Annotated in this window: 17 protein-coding genes; 10 read left to right on the top strand and 7 right to left on the bottom strand. The window is 62.8% G+C overall.

All coding sequences use genetic code 11. The annotated features are described in order from the left end of the window. The first annotated feature begins 7 nt into the window (after positions 1 to 7). From MAXJ12_RS17730 to arsH, 9 genes are all read left to right on the top strand, one after another. Entirely contained in the window at positions 8 to 1,273 is a 1,266-nt protein-coding gene (locus tag MAXJ12_RS17730) for an ABC transporter substrate-binding protein (protein ID WP_008837313.1), read from the top strand. A 76-nt stretch (positions 1,274 to 1,349) separates the two neighbouring features. Beyond that, positions 1,350 to 2,324, top strand: coding sequence for a carbohydrate ABC transporter permease (locus MAXJ12_RS17725; protein WP_050898841.1), 975 nt, complete (start codon positions 1,350 to 1,352; stop codon positions 2,322 to 2,324). Next, the gene (locus MAXJ12_RS17720) at positions 2,321 to 3,373 is read left to right on the top strand and encodes a carbohydrate ABC transporter permease (RefSeq protein ID WP_008837311.1); all 1,053 of its coding nucleotides are present in this window, start codon (positions 2,321 to 2,323) and stop codon (positions 3,371 to 3,373) included. The genes MAXJ12_RS17725 and MAXJ12_RS17720 overlap by 4 nt, the downstream gene beginning before the upstream one ends. 8 nt (positions 3,374 to 3,381) lie before the next feature. Continuing rightward, entirely contained in the window at positions 3,382 to 4,383 is a 1,002-nt protein-coding gene (locus tag MAXJ12_RS17715; RefSeq protein WP_008837310.1) for an ABC transporter ATP-binding protein, read from the top strand. 166 nt (positions 4,384 to 4,549) lie between these two features. Then, positions 4,550 to 4,882, top strand: a complete 333-nt coding sequence (locus tag MAXJ12_RS17710; RefSeq protein ID WP_008837309.1) for an ArsR/SmtB family transcription factor — start codon at positions 4,550 to 4,552, stop codon at positions 4,880 to 4,882. A 13-nt stretch (positions 4,883 to 4,895) separates the two neighbouring features. Further along, a complete protein-coding gene (locus tag MAXJ12_RS17705) occupies positions 4,896 to 5,405 on the top strand; it encodes an arsenate reductase ArsC (protein WP_008837308.1) in 510 nt (169 codons plus the stop codon). A 2-nt stretch (positions 5,406 to 5,407) separates the two neighbouring features. Next, the gene (locus MAXJ12_RS17700; RefSeq protein WP_008837307.1) at positions 5,408 to 6,097 is read left to right on the top strand and encodes an aquaporin; all 690 of its coding nucleotides are present in this window, start codon (positions 5,408 to 5,410) and stop codon (positions 6,095 to 6,097) included. Further along, positions 6,094 to 6,516 carry an arsenate reductase (glutaredoxin) gene (arsC, locus tag MAXJ12_RS17695; RefSeq protein ID WP_008837306.1) on the top strand — a complete coding sequence of 141 codons (423 nt, stop codon included), beginning with the start codon at positions 6,094 to 6,096 and terminating at the stop codon, positions 6,514 to 6,516. The genes MAXJ12_RS17700 and arsC overlap by 4 nt, the downstream gene beginning before the upstream one ends. A 115-nt stretch (positions 6,517 to 6,631) precedes the next feature. After that, a complete protein-coding gene (gene arsH, locus MAXJ12_RS17690; protein WP_008837305.1) occupies positions 6,632 to 7,363 on the top strand; it encodes an arsenical resistance protein ArsH in 732 nt (243 codons plus the stop codon). Here arsH and MAXJ12_RS17685 read toward each other — a convergent pair. From MAXJ12_RS17685 to MAXJ12_RS17680, 3 genes are read right to left on the bottom strand one after another with little or no spacing between them, the layout of a single operon-like run. Beyond that, positions 7,355 to 7,621, bottom strand: coding sequence for a hypothetical protein (locus MAXJ12_RS17685; protein ID WP_008837304.1), 267 nt, complete (start codon positions 7,619 to 7,621; stop codon positions 7,355 to 7,357). The two genes, arsH and MAXJ12_RS17685, sit on opposite strands and share 9 nt — an antisense overlap. 15 nt (positions 7,622 to 7,636) lie before the next feature. Then, the gene (locus tag MAXJ12_RS39650; protein WP_008837303.1) at positions 7,637 to 7,762 is read right to left on the bottom strand and encodes a hypothetical protein; all 126 of its coding nucleotides are present in this window, start codon (positions 7,760 to 7,762) and stop codon (positions 7,637 to 7,639) included. Positions 7,763 to 7,791: 29 nt separating this feature from the next. Next, on the bottom strand, positions 7,792 to 8,238 hold the full coding sequence (locus MAXJ12_RS17680; RefSeq protein ID WP_008837302.1) for a VOC family protein: 447 nt from the start codon (positions 8,236 to 8,238) through the stop codon (positions 7,792 to 7,794). A 146-nt stretch (positions 8,239 to 8,384) separates the two neighbouring features. Between MAXJ12_RS17680 and MAXJ12_RS17675 the strand changes: the two genes are divergently transcribed. Then, the gene (locus MAXJ12_RS17675; protein WP_040586694.1) at positions 8,385 to 8,873 is read left to right on the top strand and encodes a MarR family winged helix-turn-helix transcriptional regulator; all 489 of its coding nucleotides are present in this window, start codon (positions 8,385 to 8,387) and stop codon (positions 8,871 to 8,873) included. Positions 8,874 to 9,065: 192 nt separating this feature from the next. On the opposite strand, the gene MAXJ12_RS17670 is transcribed toward MAXJ12_RS17675, so the two are convergent. From MAXJ12_RS17670 to MAXJ12_RS17655, 4 genes are all read right to left on the bottom strand, one after another. Then, on the bottom strand, positions 9,066 to 10,853 hold the full coding sequence (locus MAXJ12_RS17670; protein WP_008837300.1) for a gamma-glutamyltransferase family protein: 1,788 nt from the start codon (positions 10,851 to 10,853) through the stop codon (positions 9,066 to 9,068). A gap of 18 nt (positions 10,854 to 10,871) precedes the next feature. Further along, positions 10,872 to 11,744, bottom strand: coding sequence for an ABC transporter permease (locus MAXJ12_RS17665; protein WP_008837299.1), 873 nt, complete (start codon positions 11,742 to 11,744; stop codon positions 10,872 to 10,874). Beyond that, a complete protein-coding gene (locus MAXJ12_RS17660) occupies positions 11,741 to 12,688 on the bottom strand; it encodes an ABC transporter permease (protein ID WP_008837298.1) in 948 nt (315 codons plus the stop codon). Before MAXJ12_RS17660 ends, MAXJ12_RS17665 begins: the two co-directional genes overlap by 4 nt. Positions 12,689 to 12,757: 69 nt before the next feature. Then, positions 12,758 to 14,116, bottom strand: a 1,359-nt coding sequence (locus MAXJ12_RS17655) for an ABC transporter substrate-binding protein (protein ID WP_008837297.1), incomplete at its 5' end; no start/stop codon positions are given.

Here is a 14,116-nt window from a genome sequence, read left to right as displayed (position 1 = left end):
GACTGCAATGAAGAAGACGAAGACACTGCTTGTGGCCCTGGCTGTGGGGCTGATGTCATCGACCGCGGCGATCGCCGGCGATGTGCGCGTGATGTGGTACTCGGACGGCGTCGAGGGCGAGGTCATCAAGGACCTGCTCGACCGCTTCATGAAGGAAAACCCCGGCATCAACGTCATCCTCGACGATGTCGGCTACAAGGTCGTGCAAGAGCAGCTTCCGGTCGAGCTCGAAGCCGGACGCGGGCCGGACATCGCCCGTGTCACCAATCTGAAGACGCTGGCGGACCATTGGCTCGATCTGACCCCGCATATCGCCGATCCCGCCTATTGGCAGGCCAATTTCGGCGATCAATTCGACTGGATGCGTCCGGACGGTTCCAAGATCATTCCGGGCTTCATGACCCAGCTGACGCTAACCGGCGGCTTTGCCAACAAGACGTTGTTCGAACAGGCGGGCGTAGAAATCCCCGGCGCGGACGCCACCTGGGACGAGTGGGTCGAGGCGGCTGGAAAAGTTCAGGAGAGCCAGCAACTGAACGCGGCGATCGCTATCGATCGCTCCGGTCACCGCATCTCGGCGCCGATCGTCTCCTATGGCGGCAACTATATCGGACCGGATCGCATGCCGGCGCCGATCGACGAAGGCGTCAAGACCTTTGCTCGCAAGCTGGTCGAATGGACAGAAACCGGCCGCATGAACAAGGAGACCTGGGTCTCCGCGGCGGGCACGACCTACCGGGCGGGCATCGATGATTTCATCAATGCCCAGGTCGCCTATTACTATTCGGGAAGTTGGCAGATCGCAGCGCTGTCGAGCAAGATCGGCGACGCCTTCGACTGGGTGGCGACTGGCTCGCCCTGCGGCACCGAGGCCTGTACCGGCCTGCCCGGCGGCGCTGCGCTCGTGGGAATCAAATACACGCAGAACCCGGAAGAGGTAGGCAAGGTGATGGACTACCTGGCCAGCGAGGCGGTGGTTAAGGAGTTCACCGAGCGCACCCTGTTCTTGCCTGCCCACAAGAGTGTCGCGGCCGGCGCGCTCGACTTCAAGACGGACGATGCCAATGTGAAGGGTGCACTCGACGTGTTCGTCAAGGCGACCGGCCAGGTGCATCCGAACGCGAACGCCCTGCCGGCCTGGAAGTGGGCGACGCCGATTTACGGCGTGCTGGTGACCCGCATCAGCCAGGTGATGGCCGGCGAGTTGTCGATCGACGATGCGTTCGTCCGCATCGACGAGGACATCAAGGCTCAAGTCGAAGCAGCGCAGTGAGCGGCCGCGTGCGGAAGGGGGGCTCGTGACGGTTTCCAGCCCACGCCGCGTGCTCAGCGGCGCCGGCGCCATCCTGATGGCGCCGGTCGCCCTCGTGGCGCGCCTGCTCGACCCGCCGCTTTCGGCGCTCCAGCGCGTCGGCGGCACCAACGGCATGGCCGCCTTCTTTCTGCTGCCGAACATGGCCGTGTTCGGCATCTTCGTGCTCTTCCCGCTAGTCATCAACATCATCTATTCGATGACCGGCGGAACGGCGCTGTTTCTCACCGACCGCACCTTTGTGGGCGCGGCTCAGTACCAACGCCTGTTCGACTGCCGCAGCTATGTCGACCCGAAAAGCTGCACCGACGATCTGTTCTGGACTGCCGTTTGGAATACCGCCGGCTTCGTCGTCGTGCAGGTGGTCTTCATGGTCGTTGTCGCGCTTGTCACCGCCTTGGTGCTCAACCGCGACCTCAAGGCGCGCAGTTTCTGGCGCGCGGTTTTCTTCTTTCCAGTGCTGCTTTCGCCGGTCGTTGTAGGCCTGGTCTGGCGCTGGATCCTGCAAAGACAGGGGCTGCTGAACTTCGGGCTCTACGAGCTCGGCCTGACCCCGGTGAACTGGCTAGTAGAGCGCAATTGGGCCTTCGCCGCCGCCGTTGGGGTCTCTATCTGGGCGCATGTCGGCTTCTATGCGCTGATCCTGCTCGCCGGACTGCAGGCGATCCCGAAGGATCTTTACGAGGCGGCCGAAATGGACGGCACACGGCCGGCACGCGTCTTCTGGCGCATCACGCTGCCGCTGCTCGCGCCCAACCTGCTCGTCGTGCTGGTGCTTGTGCTCATCCGTGCGGTGCAGATATTCGACGAGGTCTACGTGCTCACCGGCGGCGGACCCGGCACGGCGACGCTCTACCTGACGCAGTACATCTACGAGGTCGGCTTCGCATCATTCCTGCGCAATCCGGGCCTGGCCTCCGCCGCGTCGATCCTCATGGGGGCGGTGCTGATCGTGCTGACGCTCTTCCAGCTCGGAATCGCGCGGCGCAACGAGATGCGAGGCAAGAGATGAGCCGCGTCACCGAGTTCATCTTCCGCAGGCGAGGCGGTCGCGGCTGGCACTGGACGGACGCGTTCACCTGGTTCTGGCTAATCGGCGGCTTCGTGATGATGTTCGGCCCGGCGATCTGGCTCGTGAACTCTTCCTTCAAGTCGCCGGCGGCACTGGCGGAGTTCCCGCCCACCATTTTGCCCTATGTCACCGCCGCGGCGACAGTCGAGGGCCACGAAAAACCGCTGCCGCTCTACGAGGTTACCCAGCCGGACGGCTCGACCAAGGTGCTGGCCGAGGTGCGGCGCGTCGGAACGGTCGCCCAGATGGTGGATCCTGCGGTTCCCGGCGAGACCGTCCGCGTTAATATCCAGGATCGCAAACCGGTGCGCGAGGTGGCTTTCGCCGTCACGAACTACGTTCAGCCATTCCTGTCCTTCGATTTTTTCCGCTACCTGAGGAATTCCGTCTTCGTGACGGTGATGGCGACCATCATCACACTGCTGACGAACTCGATGGCCGCCTTCGCCCTTTCGAAATACAATTTCCGGGGCCGCTCATTCGTAATGCTAATCATCATCGCGACACTGATGGTGCCGCTGTCGGTCATCCTGGTGCCGCTCTATTCGGCCATTACGGCCATGGGGCTGTCCAATTCGCTCTGGGGTGTGATCCTGCCGACGGTCGCCACACCGACTGGTGTGTTCATGTTGCGGCAGTACATGCTCACCATCCCCGACGAGCTGATCGACGCGGCGCGCATGGACAAGGCGTCGGAGTGGCAGATCTACTGGCGCATCATCCTGCCGCTGACGGCTCCGGCGCTCGCGGTGCTCGCGATCTTCTCGGTAGTCTGGCGCTGGAATGACTTTCTCTGGCCGCTGATCGTGCTGACGCGCCGGGAACTCTTCACACTGCAGATCGCGCTCAACACCTACGCCGGCGAAACCAACATCCAGTGGCATTTCCTCCTCGCCATGACGGTGGTGACGATGATCCCGGTGGTGCTGGTCTTCGTCTTCCTGCAGCGCTTCATCACTACCGGCATCGCCGGCGCCGGTTTGAAATAGGAGCGTTCATGAGCCGTATAACACTCACGGATGTCTCCAGGGCCTACGGACAGGTCAAGGTCCTGCACGACATCAATCTGGACATCCAGGACGGCGAGCTGATCGTGTTCGTCGGGCCTTCCGGCTGCGGGAAGTCCACGCTGCTGCGGCTGATCGCAGGGCTTGACCGGCCGACCCGTGGAAAGATTGCGATCAACGGCCAGGATGTGACCAGGGTGGCGGCTGCCGACCGCGGGCTGGCCATGGTGTTCCAATCCTATGCGCTCTACCCCCATATGAGTGTGCGCCAGAACCTCGCCTTCGGGCTTGAGAACGCGCGAATGCCAAAGCCGGAAATCGAGCAGCGGATCGCCGAAGCAGCCCGGATGCTCGAGATCGAACCCTATCTCGACCGGCGGCCGGGGCAGCTTTCGGGTGGGCAGCGGCAGCGCGTGGCGATCGGGCGGGCGATCGTGCGCAACCCGACCGCCTTCCTGCTCGACGAGCCGCTTTCCAATCTCGATGCGGAACTACGCATCTCGACGCGGGCGGAGCTCGCGGCGCTGCACGAGCGGCTGTCGGCGACGATGATCTATGTCACGCATGACCAGATCGAGGCGATGACGCTGGCGGACCGCATCGTGGTGCTGCGCGCCGGGCGCATCGAGCAGGTGGGGACGCCGCTCGATCTCTACAACAAGCCGGCCAACCTGTTTGTCGCCGGCTTCATCGGCGCGCCACGCATGAATTTTCTGCCAGCAGCTGTTTTCCCGGGCAGCGCCGGCGCGACCATCGGCATCAGACCACAGCATCTGCGGCGCGCGGACGATGGCGAATCGACGCTGAAAGCGAAGGTCATGCTGATCGAGCAACTCGGGTCGGAGACCGTCGTGCACGGCGACGCCGACGGTCATCGGCTGCTTGCCGTCCTGCCCGGCCAGCAGGGATTGGAAACGGGTGAGGAGGTGATGCTCGCCTATGACGAGGAGAACCTGCACATTTTTGATGAGAACGGTCTGCGAGCGGATTAGCCCTGGGTGCCCGGGCTTGTGCAATAGACTGCTGCACGAATGGATCAGGCCGCTTTGCGGTTCTGCCCCTTGCTGAGTAGTAGGGGGATGCACTGGGGCATCGGGGCATTCGAGCCGCTGATCCCGTTGTCATAATACCGTCTCGAATATCGGTTATTGTGGATATATGGATAAGAAGCTCGCATTGGCCGCCCTGGCATCGCTTGGGCAGGAAACCCGCCTCGACATCTTCCGGCTTCTCGTCAAGGCGGGCGCGCAGGGCGTGCCTGCAGGGGAGATCGCATCGCGGCTGGGGGCAGTCCAGAATACTACTTCCGCTCATCTGAAAATCCTCCATCACGCAGGCCTGGTCCGTGCCGAGCGGGACGGGCGCGTCGTGCGCTACGTCGCCGACATGACCGGCTTCCGCGACTTGCTCGCCTACCTCATGGAAGACTGCTGCAACGGCTCGCCGGAGCTGTGCCGTCCCGTCATCGATGCCATCACATGCGAATGCTAGAAGGAGTCTGCCGATGAGCGATCAACCTTTCAACGTGTTGTTCCTGTGCACGGGCAACTCGGCGCGATCGATTCTTGCCGAGGCAATACTGAACCGGGTCGGCCAGGGCCGGTTCCAGGCGTTCTCAGCTGGATCGCAGCCGAAGGGTGAGGTGCACCCTTACGCGCTGCAGCTGCTCGAGAGCCTCAATTTAGATACCTCCTTCGCACGCTCTAAAAGCTGGGAGGAGTTTGCAGCGCCGGGCGCGCCCGAGTTGAATTTCATCTTTACCGTGTGCGACAACGCGGCGAAAGAATCCTGTCCGGTCTGGCCGGGGCAGCCGATGACGGCGCACTGGGGCATTCCTGACCCCGCGGCCGTCGAGGGTAGCGAGGCCGAGAAGCACCTCGCATTCGCCGATGCCTACCGGATGCTCAACAGCCGCATTTCGATCTTTACCAGCCTCCCGATGGCTTCAATCGACAAGCTCGCGCTGCAACGACGGCTGGATGAGATTGGCCACAACCTTCCGGAGGCGGGGTGAGTGTGGTTGTAGATCTGCCGCGCCGTCTTACGGCTGAGGCGCTGGGCACGGGCATCCTCGTAGCAACGGTCATCGGCTCCGGCATTATGGCGGATCGGCTGACGGACGATGTGGCGCTCGCGCTGCTCGGCAACACACTGCCGACCGGCGCGATTTTGGTGGTGCTGATTACTATCCTTGGTCCACTTTCTGGTGCGCATTTCAATCCTGCTGTCACGCTGGTCTTTTCCCTTCGACGGGAAATTGCCACCGGCATGGCGCTTGCCTACTGCGCGGCACAAGTGGCGGGCGGCATCGCTGGCGCGCTGCTCGCGAACGCTATGTTCGAACTGCCGATCTGGCAGGCCTCGATCACGGTGCGAAGCGGCGGCGCGCAGTGGCTGGCGGAAGGGGTAGCGGCATTCGGCCTCGTCTTCACCATTCTGGCAGGCCTGCGCTTCCGCTCCGAGGCGATCCCCTGGTTGGTCGGCCTCTATATCACCGCCGCTTATTGGTTCACGGCCTCAACCTCCTTCGCCAACCCTGCGGTCGCCATCGCCCGCGCCTTCTCTGACACATTCGCGGGCATTCGCCCGATCGACGTGCCGGGGTTTGTCCTTGCCGAACTTCTCGGCGCGGTTCTGGCGCTCGCGCTGGCCAGCTGGATGCTTGCCGAACCGAAACCCGTCCGACAGACAAGGCCTGCGGAATGACAGTGACGATCTATCACAACCCGGAATGCGGAACGTCGCGCAACACGCTCGCCATGATCCGCCAGTCCGGCGAGGAACCGGAGGTGATCGAATATCTGAAGACGCCGCCTTCGCGTGAGAAGCTGGTCGAGCTCATCGCGGCGATGGGCATCACCCCGCGCCAGCTGCTGCGAGAAAAGGGCACGCCCTATGCCGAACTCGGGCTCGGCGACCCGAAATGGAGCGACGACGAGTTGATCGATTTCATGCTGGCGCACCCGATCCTCATCAACAGGCCGATCGTCGTCACGCCCAAGGGCACGAGGCTGTGCCGGCCGTCGGAAGCTGTCCTCGACATCCTGCCCAATCCGGACATCGGTCCTTTCACCAAAGACGATGGCGAGGTCGTGATCGACTCTTCGGGCGAGCGCGTGCGCTGACACTATTTCGATTTGTTCGAAGCAGGATTGACGTGAGCTTGGTGCCATCTATATTTCCAAGTATATCGAAATTATGCCGAGTGGCTTCGCGTGCCACGAGTCCTGGAGTTCGCCAATGACCGACGCCGCACGTCCCATCGACACCTTCCCGAACCTCGTCGAGGATCAGTTCCGGCCCGTTGACACGGTTGCGCTCTTCGACGCGCCGCACACCGCACACCCGCCACGAATCCTGATGCTCTACGGCTCCCTGCGGGAACGCTCCTATTCGAGGCTGGCGACCGAGGAAGCGGCGCGAATTCTTCGCCGGCTGGGTGCCGAAGTGCGGATCTTCAACCCTTCCGGACTGCCGCTTCCGGATTCGACGTCGGCCGATCATCCCAAGGTCAAGGAACTGCGCGATCTGTCGTTGTGGTCGGAGGGACAGGTCTGGTGCTCGCCAGAGCGCCACGGCTCCATGACGGGCATTATGAAGGCCCAGATCGATTGGCTGCCGCTGTCGCTCGGAGGCGTCCGCCCCACCCAAGGCCGCACGCTGGCGGTCATGCAGGTTTGCGGCGGCTCCCAAAGCTTCAACGCCGTGAACCAACTTCGGGTCCTCGGCCGCTGGATGCGAATGTTCACGATCCCCAACCAGAGCTCGGTCGCCAAGGCGTTCAACGAGTTCGACGAGGCCGGGCGGATGAAGCCGTCGTCCTATTACAACCGCATCGTCGACGTAATGGAAGAGCTCACGAAGTTCACCCTGCTGCTGCGCGACCGGACGGACTACCTGACGGACCGCTATTCCGAGCGCGTGGAAAGTGCGGAGGAAGTCTCCAGACGGGTCGGCCAGCGCTCACAGTGAGGCCGCCATTTCCAACCCATCAAATTTGAGTTGACGACGGCGACCCGGTTGCGAATCCTGAAAAAGCCGCATCCCCCTACGCGAAGCCATGGCCCAATAAGGGCAATCTCCCGTGTTGCGTCGGCACAGGCGGTTCTCGTCGTCGATCAGAATCAGGCGGGCCGGGGCCGCATTGCCCCAGTTCCAGAGCGCGACGTGAATCCGGTCAAGCCTACTCCAGTATTGAGCAAACTCTTTGGGGGCCAGGTCCCATCCCATCGGTCGACTCCAACCCTAGCTCGACGTCAGCTTCGGATAGCGCTGGAACGCCAACAAGATGGCGGACACCCGCTCGCGCAGCCGAAGCGTAGAAGAGTGCATGTCGGCACCGGCGCCGCCGGTGCCGACATCCGGCTGCATTCTTCTACCGGTGCTTCTTGGGCATGGGATCAGCCCTGCGACGGTTTCCAGTCAGCCGATGGAATGACGTTGACCATCCACGGGACGCCGAATCTGTCGATCAGGGAGCCGAAGCCGGGCGACCAGAAGGTCTCGCCGAATGGCATGACAGCCTTTCCGCCTTCGGACAATTGATCGAACCAGCGTTGGGCTTCGGCCTTGTCCTCGGTGTGCAGGGTGACGTCGAAGCCGTTCTTGGGTTTGTCGATGTTGGGCGCCCATCCGACGTCCATGTCGGCGCCCATCAGCGCCTGATCCCCAACATCGAGCCAGCAGTGCATCAGCCAGGTCTTGTACTTCTCATCGGTGATCGGCATGCCGGGGGGCGCATCGCCATAGGGCATGGCGGCGGTGATCTCTCCGCCCAGGACCTTGGCGTAGAACTCGAATGCCTCGCGGCATTGGCCCTGGAAGCTCAGGCTGGTCACGATCTTCATGGTCGTCTCCTTTTGATTGGTGCTGCGACGCGTCAGGAGAGATTGAGCTGCCACGCCGAAGCGGCCGGTGACCCAGGCGAAGCGCTTGACCCTTCCTTGTCTATGTTGATATCAACGTAAAGAGTCTATGGATGTCAACCTTTCAGATGCACGCTCCTGCCAACCTTGCCTTCGAAACCACCCTTCTGGTGCGTGACACCTGCCTGTGCCTGCATACGCAGAGGGCGGCACGTGCGCTCGCACGCCGTTTCGATGTCGCGCTGAAGCCCGCCGGCATCACCAGCGGGCAGTTCTCTCTCCTCATGTCGCTCAATCGGCCGAAACCGCCGAACCTCGGCAGCGTGGCGGCGCTGCTGGCGATGGACAGGACGACCTTGACTGCCAATCTCAAGCCGCTGGAGCGTCGCGGCTTCGTCGATACGGCGCCCGATCCGACGGACAGGCGCGCCCGACTGCTGCGGCTGACGCCAGCCGGCCGGGCGGTTCTGGCCGAGGCGGCGCCGATCTGGCGGCGTCTCCATGCGGCGATCGAAACGGCGCTGTCCGACCCGAAGCATCTGCGCTCCGAATTGAACCTCCTTTCGAGATCTGACGGTCAGGACGGCGTCACCGGGTATGCCGGGAACGACGCGTAGACCGCCGATAACCGCATTTGCGGCAATTATCTGAGCGTTTCCTTCGGGTTAGTGTCTTCTGTCATGGCTCAATCGGCAGGGCTACGGCGTACGTCGGAGCGGGCGGCAATCTCCACCGCTGCGAAGAAGTTCGGCGCGCCCGCAGCGAAGAAGCCGGTCTCCTCGTCTTTGCGGCAACCGAAAATGTCACCTCTACCTGCCGACGGCATATGCCTGCATGAGACGCGGAGTGGCAGCGGCGCGCATCAGCCCGTCCGCGTCGCGCCGCGCGGCGGTGAGCCGTCCGACTGACCAGGCCTCAGCTTCCGTGATCTCGTGGCCGCGCGCCCTGAGTTCGGCGAGCGTCTCGTGACCGATGGTCTCTTCGACCATGATGTGTCCGGGCTGGCGCGAACGGGGATAGAAGGAACTCGGGAAATGAGTGGTATGGAACAGCGGCAAGTCGATCGCCTCTTGAAGGTTCAGTCCGTGATGGACATGGCGCAGGAAGAAGGCGAGCTGCCACTGGTCCTGCTGGTCGCCGCCGGGTGTCCCGAAGGCCATCGCCGGCCGACCTTCGTGCAACGCCAAGGACGGCGAAAGCGTGGTGCGCGGGCGCTTGCCCGGAGCGAGCGATGCGGGCAGCCCCTCTTCCAGCCAGAACATCTGGGCGCGCGAATTGAGGCAGAAGCCGAGGCCGGGGATCGTTGGAGAGGACTGTAGCCAGCCGCCTGACGGGGTCACCGATATCATGTTGCCTTCGGCATCGATGACGTCGATGTGGACGGTGTCGCCACGCCGCTCCGACAGGTGTGCCATCGTCGGCTCGTAGACGGCATCGCCCGCCGAGCTCAGCCTGTCGAGGAGGCTCAGCGTCGCGGCGCGCTGCTGCTCGAAGCCGGTCACGGTTCCGGGGCGCAACTCGCGGCTGGCCTGCTGACCGATCAGCGCGCGCCGTTCGTGATTGTAGGAGTCGGACAGCAACCGATCGAGCGGAACCTCTATGAAGGCCGGATCGCCGTAATAGACTTCGCGGTCGGCGTAAGAGAGTTTCATCGCCTCAACGACGTGATGGACGAAATCAGGGCCGTTCGGGTCCATCGCGCCAATGTCGACCTCCTTCAGGATAGCCAGCGACTGCAGCAGAACGGGACCTTGCCCCCACGGCCCCGTCTTGGCCAATGTGTAGCCGTGGTAATGCAACGTCGACGGCTCCTCGAGCGTCGCCTGCCAGCCCGCCAGATCCTGCGCCGAAAGCACGCCTTTGTGGCGCTCACCGCTGGCGTCCATCACCGCATTCCCGGAGACGAATTCTTCGATGCGCTCGGCGACGAAACCCTTGTAGAAGGCGCGCCGCGCCGCCTCGATCTGCTCCTCGCGGTCGGTCTTGGTCTCCGCTTCGGCGAGAATGCGCCGCCAGGTCTGGGCAAGTACGGGATTGCGCACATTGGCATGCGGCTCGGGCGCGCGGCCTGCAGGCAGCCAAGTCTCGTAGGAACTCGGCCACTCCGCCTGGAAGAAATCTTTCAGTTCGGCGATCGTGGCCGCCACGCGCGGCAGCACGGGGTGCCCCTTTTCGCAATAATGGATCGCCGGCTCCAGCACGTCGCGCAACCTCATCCGGCCATAGTCGCGCAGCATCAGCATCCAGCCATCGAAGGAGCCGGGGATGACGGTGGCCAGCAGTCCATTGCCCGGAATCATCTCGAGGCCTTCGCTCCTGTAGCGTTCGATGGTGGCTGCGGCGGGGGCCGGCCCCTGTGCGCAAATCACCTCGACGCGGTCCTTCGCCTTCGAATAGAGGATCGCGGGCAAGTCGCCACCCGGCCCGTTCAGATGCGGCTCTACTACCTGCAGCGTGAAGCCTGTCGCCACCGCCGCGTCGAAGGCGTTGCCGCCCTTCTCCAACATGCTCATTCCGACTGAGGAAGCTATCCAGTGCGTCGAGGCGACCACGCCGAATGTGCCCAATATCTCCGGCCGGGTGGTAAAACTTGGCATTTAGCAGAATCCTCTATGTTAGCTTTCGCGCGGGTCGAGCGCGTCGCGCAGCCCGTCGCCCGTTAAGTTGAAACCAATGACGACCAGGAAGATTGCGATCCCGGGCCAGAGCGCCATCCAAGGCGCCTGACTCAGGAAATTCTTGGCGACATTTAGCATTGAGCCCCAACTCGGCGCCGGGGGCTGCTGGCCCAGCCCGAGGAAGGAGAGGCTCGCCTCGGCGATGATCGCCGTCGCCACGGTCAGCGTCGCTTGCACCAGGATCGGCGGAAACACGTTGGGCAGGATGTAACGTGTTATTATGCGGAAGTGATCGAGGCCGATGGCGCGGGCGCCCTCGACAAAGTCTTCGGTTTTGACGGCCAGCACCTGACCTCGCGTTAGTCGGATAAAGATCGGCATCGCCGAAAGGCCGATGGCGATCATCGCGTTGGTGAGGCTGGGGCCCAGGAACGCCGCCAGCGCAATCGCCAGGATCAGGAACGGCATGGCTAGCAGAGCGTCGGTCATGCGCGAAATGACCTGGTCGGTCCAGCCGCCGAAATAGCCGGAGACGAGGCCGAAAGGTACTCCGATCGCCACAGCGATAAGCACCGACACCACGCCGGCAAGCAGCGATGCCTGTGCGCCCCAGATCATGCGCGAAAGCACGTCGCGCCCGATTTCGTCGGTGCCGAGCCAATGCACCGCCGACGGCGCCTTGCGAATGGCGCTCCAATCGGTGGCATTGGGATCGGCTATGGGCAGCAGCGGCGCCAGCAGCGCTAGTGCGATGAAGAACAACACGATGCCACCGCCGACCAGCGCGCCCTTGTTCGCCTTGAGCTTCTTCCAGGCGCGGCTTTCCAGCGCCGCAATCTGGCCGGCGTCCGTATCGGTGATGACGGTCACAACGCGCCCCTCATGCGCGGGTTGAGGACGACATAGAGGACGTCGGCGATCAGGTTCATGATAATGAAGCCGACGGCGGTGCACAGCACAACGCCCTGGACGACCGCGTAGTCCCGGTTGAACACCGCATCGACGATCAGCTTGCCGAAGCCGGGAATCGTGAAGATCTGCTCCGTCAGTACCGCGCCGGCGAGCAACTCACCGAATAGCAGGGCGCTCAGGGTCACGATCGGCAGCACCGCGTTGCGGAAGGTGTGCTTCATGATCACGACGCGCTCGGACATGCCCTTGGCACGGGCCGTGCGCACATAGTCCGCCTGCAAAACGCCGAGCATCGCGGAGCGGGTGTGGCGCATCAGCGTCGCGGCCAGCGCCGTGCCGAGCACGAAGGCGGGCATGATCATCGTCTCCAGCGAACGGACGGGGTCGTCGAACAGGGACTCGTAGCCTGAAGCCGGCAGCCAGCCGAGATTCACCGAGACGAGCAGGATCAGCATTATGCCGAGCCAGAAATTCGGAATAGAGAGGCCGGACAGCGCCACGATGTTGGCGACGAAGTCGAGCGTCGTGCCTTTCCTGACTGCGGCCATGATGCCCATCGGAATGCCGATGGCGACGGCGAAGATCATCGACATTATGGCAAGCTGGATCGTCACCGGCAGCTTCTGGGCGATCAAGGTCGCCACGGGCAGATTGGTCCGCAGCGACAGGCCGAGATCGCCCTGAAGCACCGAGCCGAGCCAATAGAAATACTGGAAGATCACGGGATCATTGAGCCGGTACTTCTCGCGAAGATATTCAAGTGTCTCGGGATTGCGCTCCTCGCCGGCCATAACGAGCACAGGATCGCCCGGCAGTAGCTTCTGCAACGCGAAAACGAAGACCGACACAATCAGCAACGTCGGTATCGCGACCAGGATTCGGCGACCGATATAGGCGAGCATTGGCGCGTCCTCGGAGACTGCGAATTTATGCCGGAAGCGCCGCGTGGCAGCGCCTCCGGCGGCGGGAGCCTACTCCTTCGTCACTTTCGCCAAGCGGATCATTCCGTCCGGATACGGGACGAAACCCTTGATCTTGTTGCTCAGCGCCCAGATCCAGCTCGGATGGTAGAGATAGATGATGGGCAGTTCCTCGCTCAATATGTCCTGAGCGGCGGCGTATTTCTCCTTGCGCACCGCGACGTCGTTAGTCTGACGCGCCTCGTTGAGGAGCTTGTCGACCGCCTCGTTGCAGTATTTGGAGTCGTTGATTCCGCCCTCGCAGGTCACGAACTGGTGGATGTTGCCGTCGGGATCGGTGCGGCCCGACCAGCCGACCTGGCTGAGCTGATAATTCCCGGCGGTCTGCTCGGACAGCATGCTGGCAAACTCCATCGCCTTCAGGCTGACGTCGAAGCCGGCTTCCGCCACCATCGACTGCACGACCTGCATGAGCTGCGCCTGGACCGGATTGTTGGCTACCTGGACCTCGACTTCGATCCGGTCGACACCGGCCTCGGACATCAGCGCCTTGGCCGCTTCGATGTCTCGCTCCTGCACAGGGTGGGCCTGTACGTACCATGGGCTCGACGGCGGTACATGCTGATTGCCGGGCGACGCGGTGCCCTGGAAGACGACCTCGTTGATGGCGTTGCGGTCGATCGCCAGTGACAAAGCCTGGCGCAGTTTCGCCTCTTTGCCCATCGGATTGTCGGCGCGCGCGCCATTGCCGATGTTGACCGTGATGCCCTGATAGCCGAGGCCGACGATCTGTTCGTAGATCAGGTTGCTGTCAGCCTTGACGGCCGCGGCATCGGTCGGCGCTAGCCGTTCCAGCATATCGATGTCGCCCGCCTGCAGGTTGGCGAGCCGTACTGTAGTGTCGGGGATCGGCAGGAACGTCACCTTCTCGAATTGGAATTGGTCGGCGTTCCAGTGCTCGGCGAATTTCTCCAGCACTATACGGTCCTGCTGGATGCGTTCGACGAATTTGTACGGACCGGAACAGACCGGATTATTGGCGAAGTCGAGGCCCATCTCTTTCTGGGCCTTGGGCGATTCCATCATGCCGGCGCGGTCGGAAAGCTGGGCAAGCAACGTCGCATCCGGCGCAGACAGTTTGAACTTGACCTCGAATTCGCTCGTTGCCTCGATGCCGGCGACCGAAGCCAGCTCGCTCTTGCGACGCGATTCCGGCAGGTTCTGCGAGCGTTCGATGTTGGCGACGACCGCTTCGGCGTTGAACGGCGTTCCGTCATGAAAGGTCGCGCCCTCGCGCAATTTCATCGTCAGCTCAAGCCCGTCGTCCGACCAGGTCCACTCGGTGGCTAGCTGCGGCACGTAATCGAGCTCCGGCGTGATGTCGACGAGTTTGTCGCATAGGGATGTGTA

The sequence above is a fragment of the Mesorhizobium alhagi CCNWXJ12-2 genome (genome assembly GCF_000236565.1).
Taxonomy (GTDB): domain Bacteria; phylum Pseudomonadota; class Alphaproteobacteria; order Rhizobiales; family Rhizobiaceae; genus Allomesorhizobium; species Allomesorhizobium alhagi.
The sequence above is the reverse complement of the archived record's forward strand: the minus strand, read 5'-3'. Positions and strand labels throughout refer to the sequence as shown.

Excerpts from the sequence above, each read along its gene's own strand:
- MAXJ12_RS17715 (WP_008837310.1), top strand. The coding sequence starts at position 3,382 with ATGAGCCGTATAACACTCACGGATGTCTCCAGGGCCTACGGACAGGTC.
- arsH (WP_008837305.1), top strand. The coding sequence starts at position 6,632 with ATGACCGACGCCGCACGTCCCATCGACACCTTCCCGAACCTCGTCGAG.
- MAXJ12_RS17705 (WP_008837308.1), top strand. The coding sequence starts at position 4,896 with ATGAGCGATCAACCTTTCAACGTGTTGTTCCTGTGCACGGGCAACTCG.
- MAXJ12_RS17660 (WP_008837298.1), bottom strand. The coding sequence starts at position 12,688 with ATGCTCGCCTATATCGGTCGCCGAATCCTGGTCGCGATACCGACGTTG.
- MAXJ12_RS17730 (WP_008837313.1), top strand. The coding sequence starts at position 8 with ATGAAGAAGACGAAGACACTGCTTGTGGCCCTGGCTGTGGGGCTGATG.
- MAXJ12_RS17680 (WP_008837302.1), bottom strand. The coding sequence starts at position 8,238 with ATGAAGATCGTGACCAGCCTGAGCTTCCAGGGCCAATGCCGCGAGGCA.
- MAXJ12_RS17725 (WP_050898841.1), top strand. The coding sequence starts at position 1,350 with ATGGCGCCGGTCGCCCTCGTGGCGCGCCTGCTCGACCCGCCGCTTTCG.
- MAXJ12_RS17675 (WP_040586694.1), top strand. The coding sequence starts at position 8,385 with ATGCACGCTCCTGCCAACCTTGCCTTCGAAACCACCCTTCTGGTGCGT.
- MAXJ12_RS39650 (WP_008837303.1), bottom strand. The coding sequence starts at position 7,762 with ATGCAGCCGGATGTCGGCACCGGCGGCGCCGGTGCCGACATGCACTCT.
- MAXJ12_RS17685 (WP_008837304.1), bottom strand. The coding sequence starts at position 7,621 with ATGGGATGGGACCTGGCCCCCAAAGAGTTTGCTCAATACTGGAGTAGG.
- MAXJ12_RS17710 (WP_008837309.1), top strand. The coding sequence starts at position 4,550 with ATGGATAAGAAGCTCGCATTGGCCGCCCTGGCATCGCTTGGGCAGGAA.
- MAXJ12_RS17670 (WP_008837300.1), bottom strand. The coding sequence starts at position 10,853 with ATGCCAAGTTTTACCACCCGGCCGGAGATATTGGGCACATTCGGCGTG.
- MAXJ12_RS17720 (WP_008837311.1), top strand. The coding sequence starts at position 2,321 with ATGAGCCGCGTCACCGAGTTCATCTTCCGCAGGCGAGGCGGTCGCGGC.
- arsC (WP_008837306.1), top strand. The coding sequence starts at position 6,094 with ATGACAGTGACGATCTATCACAACCCGGAATGCGGAACGTCGCGCAAC.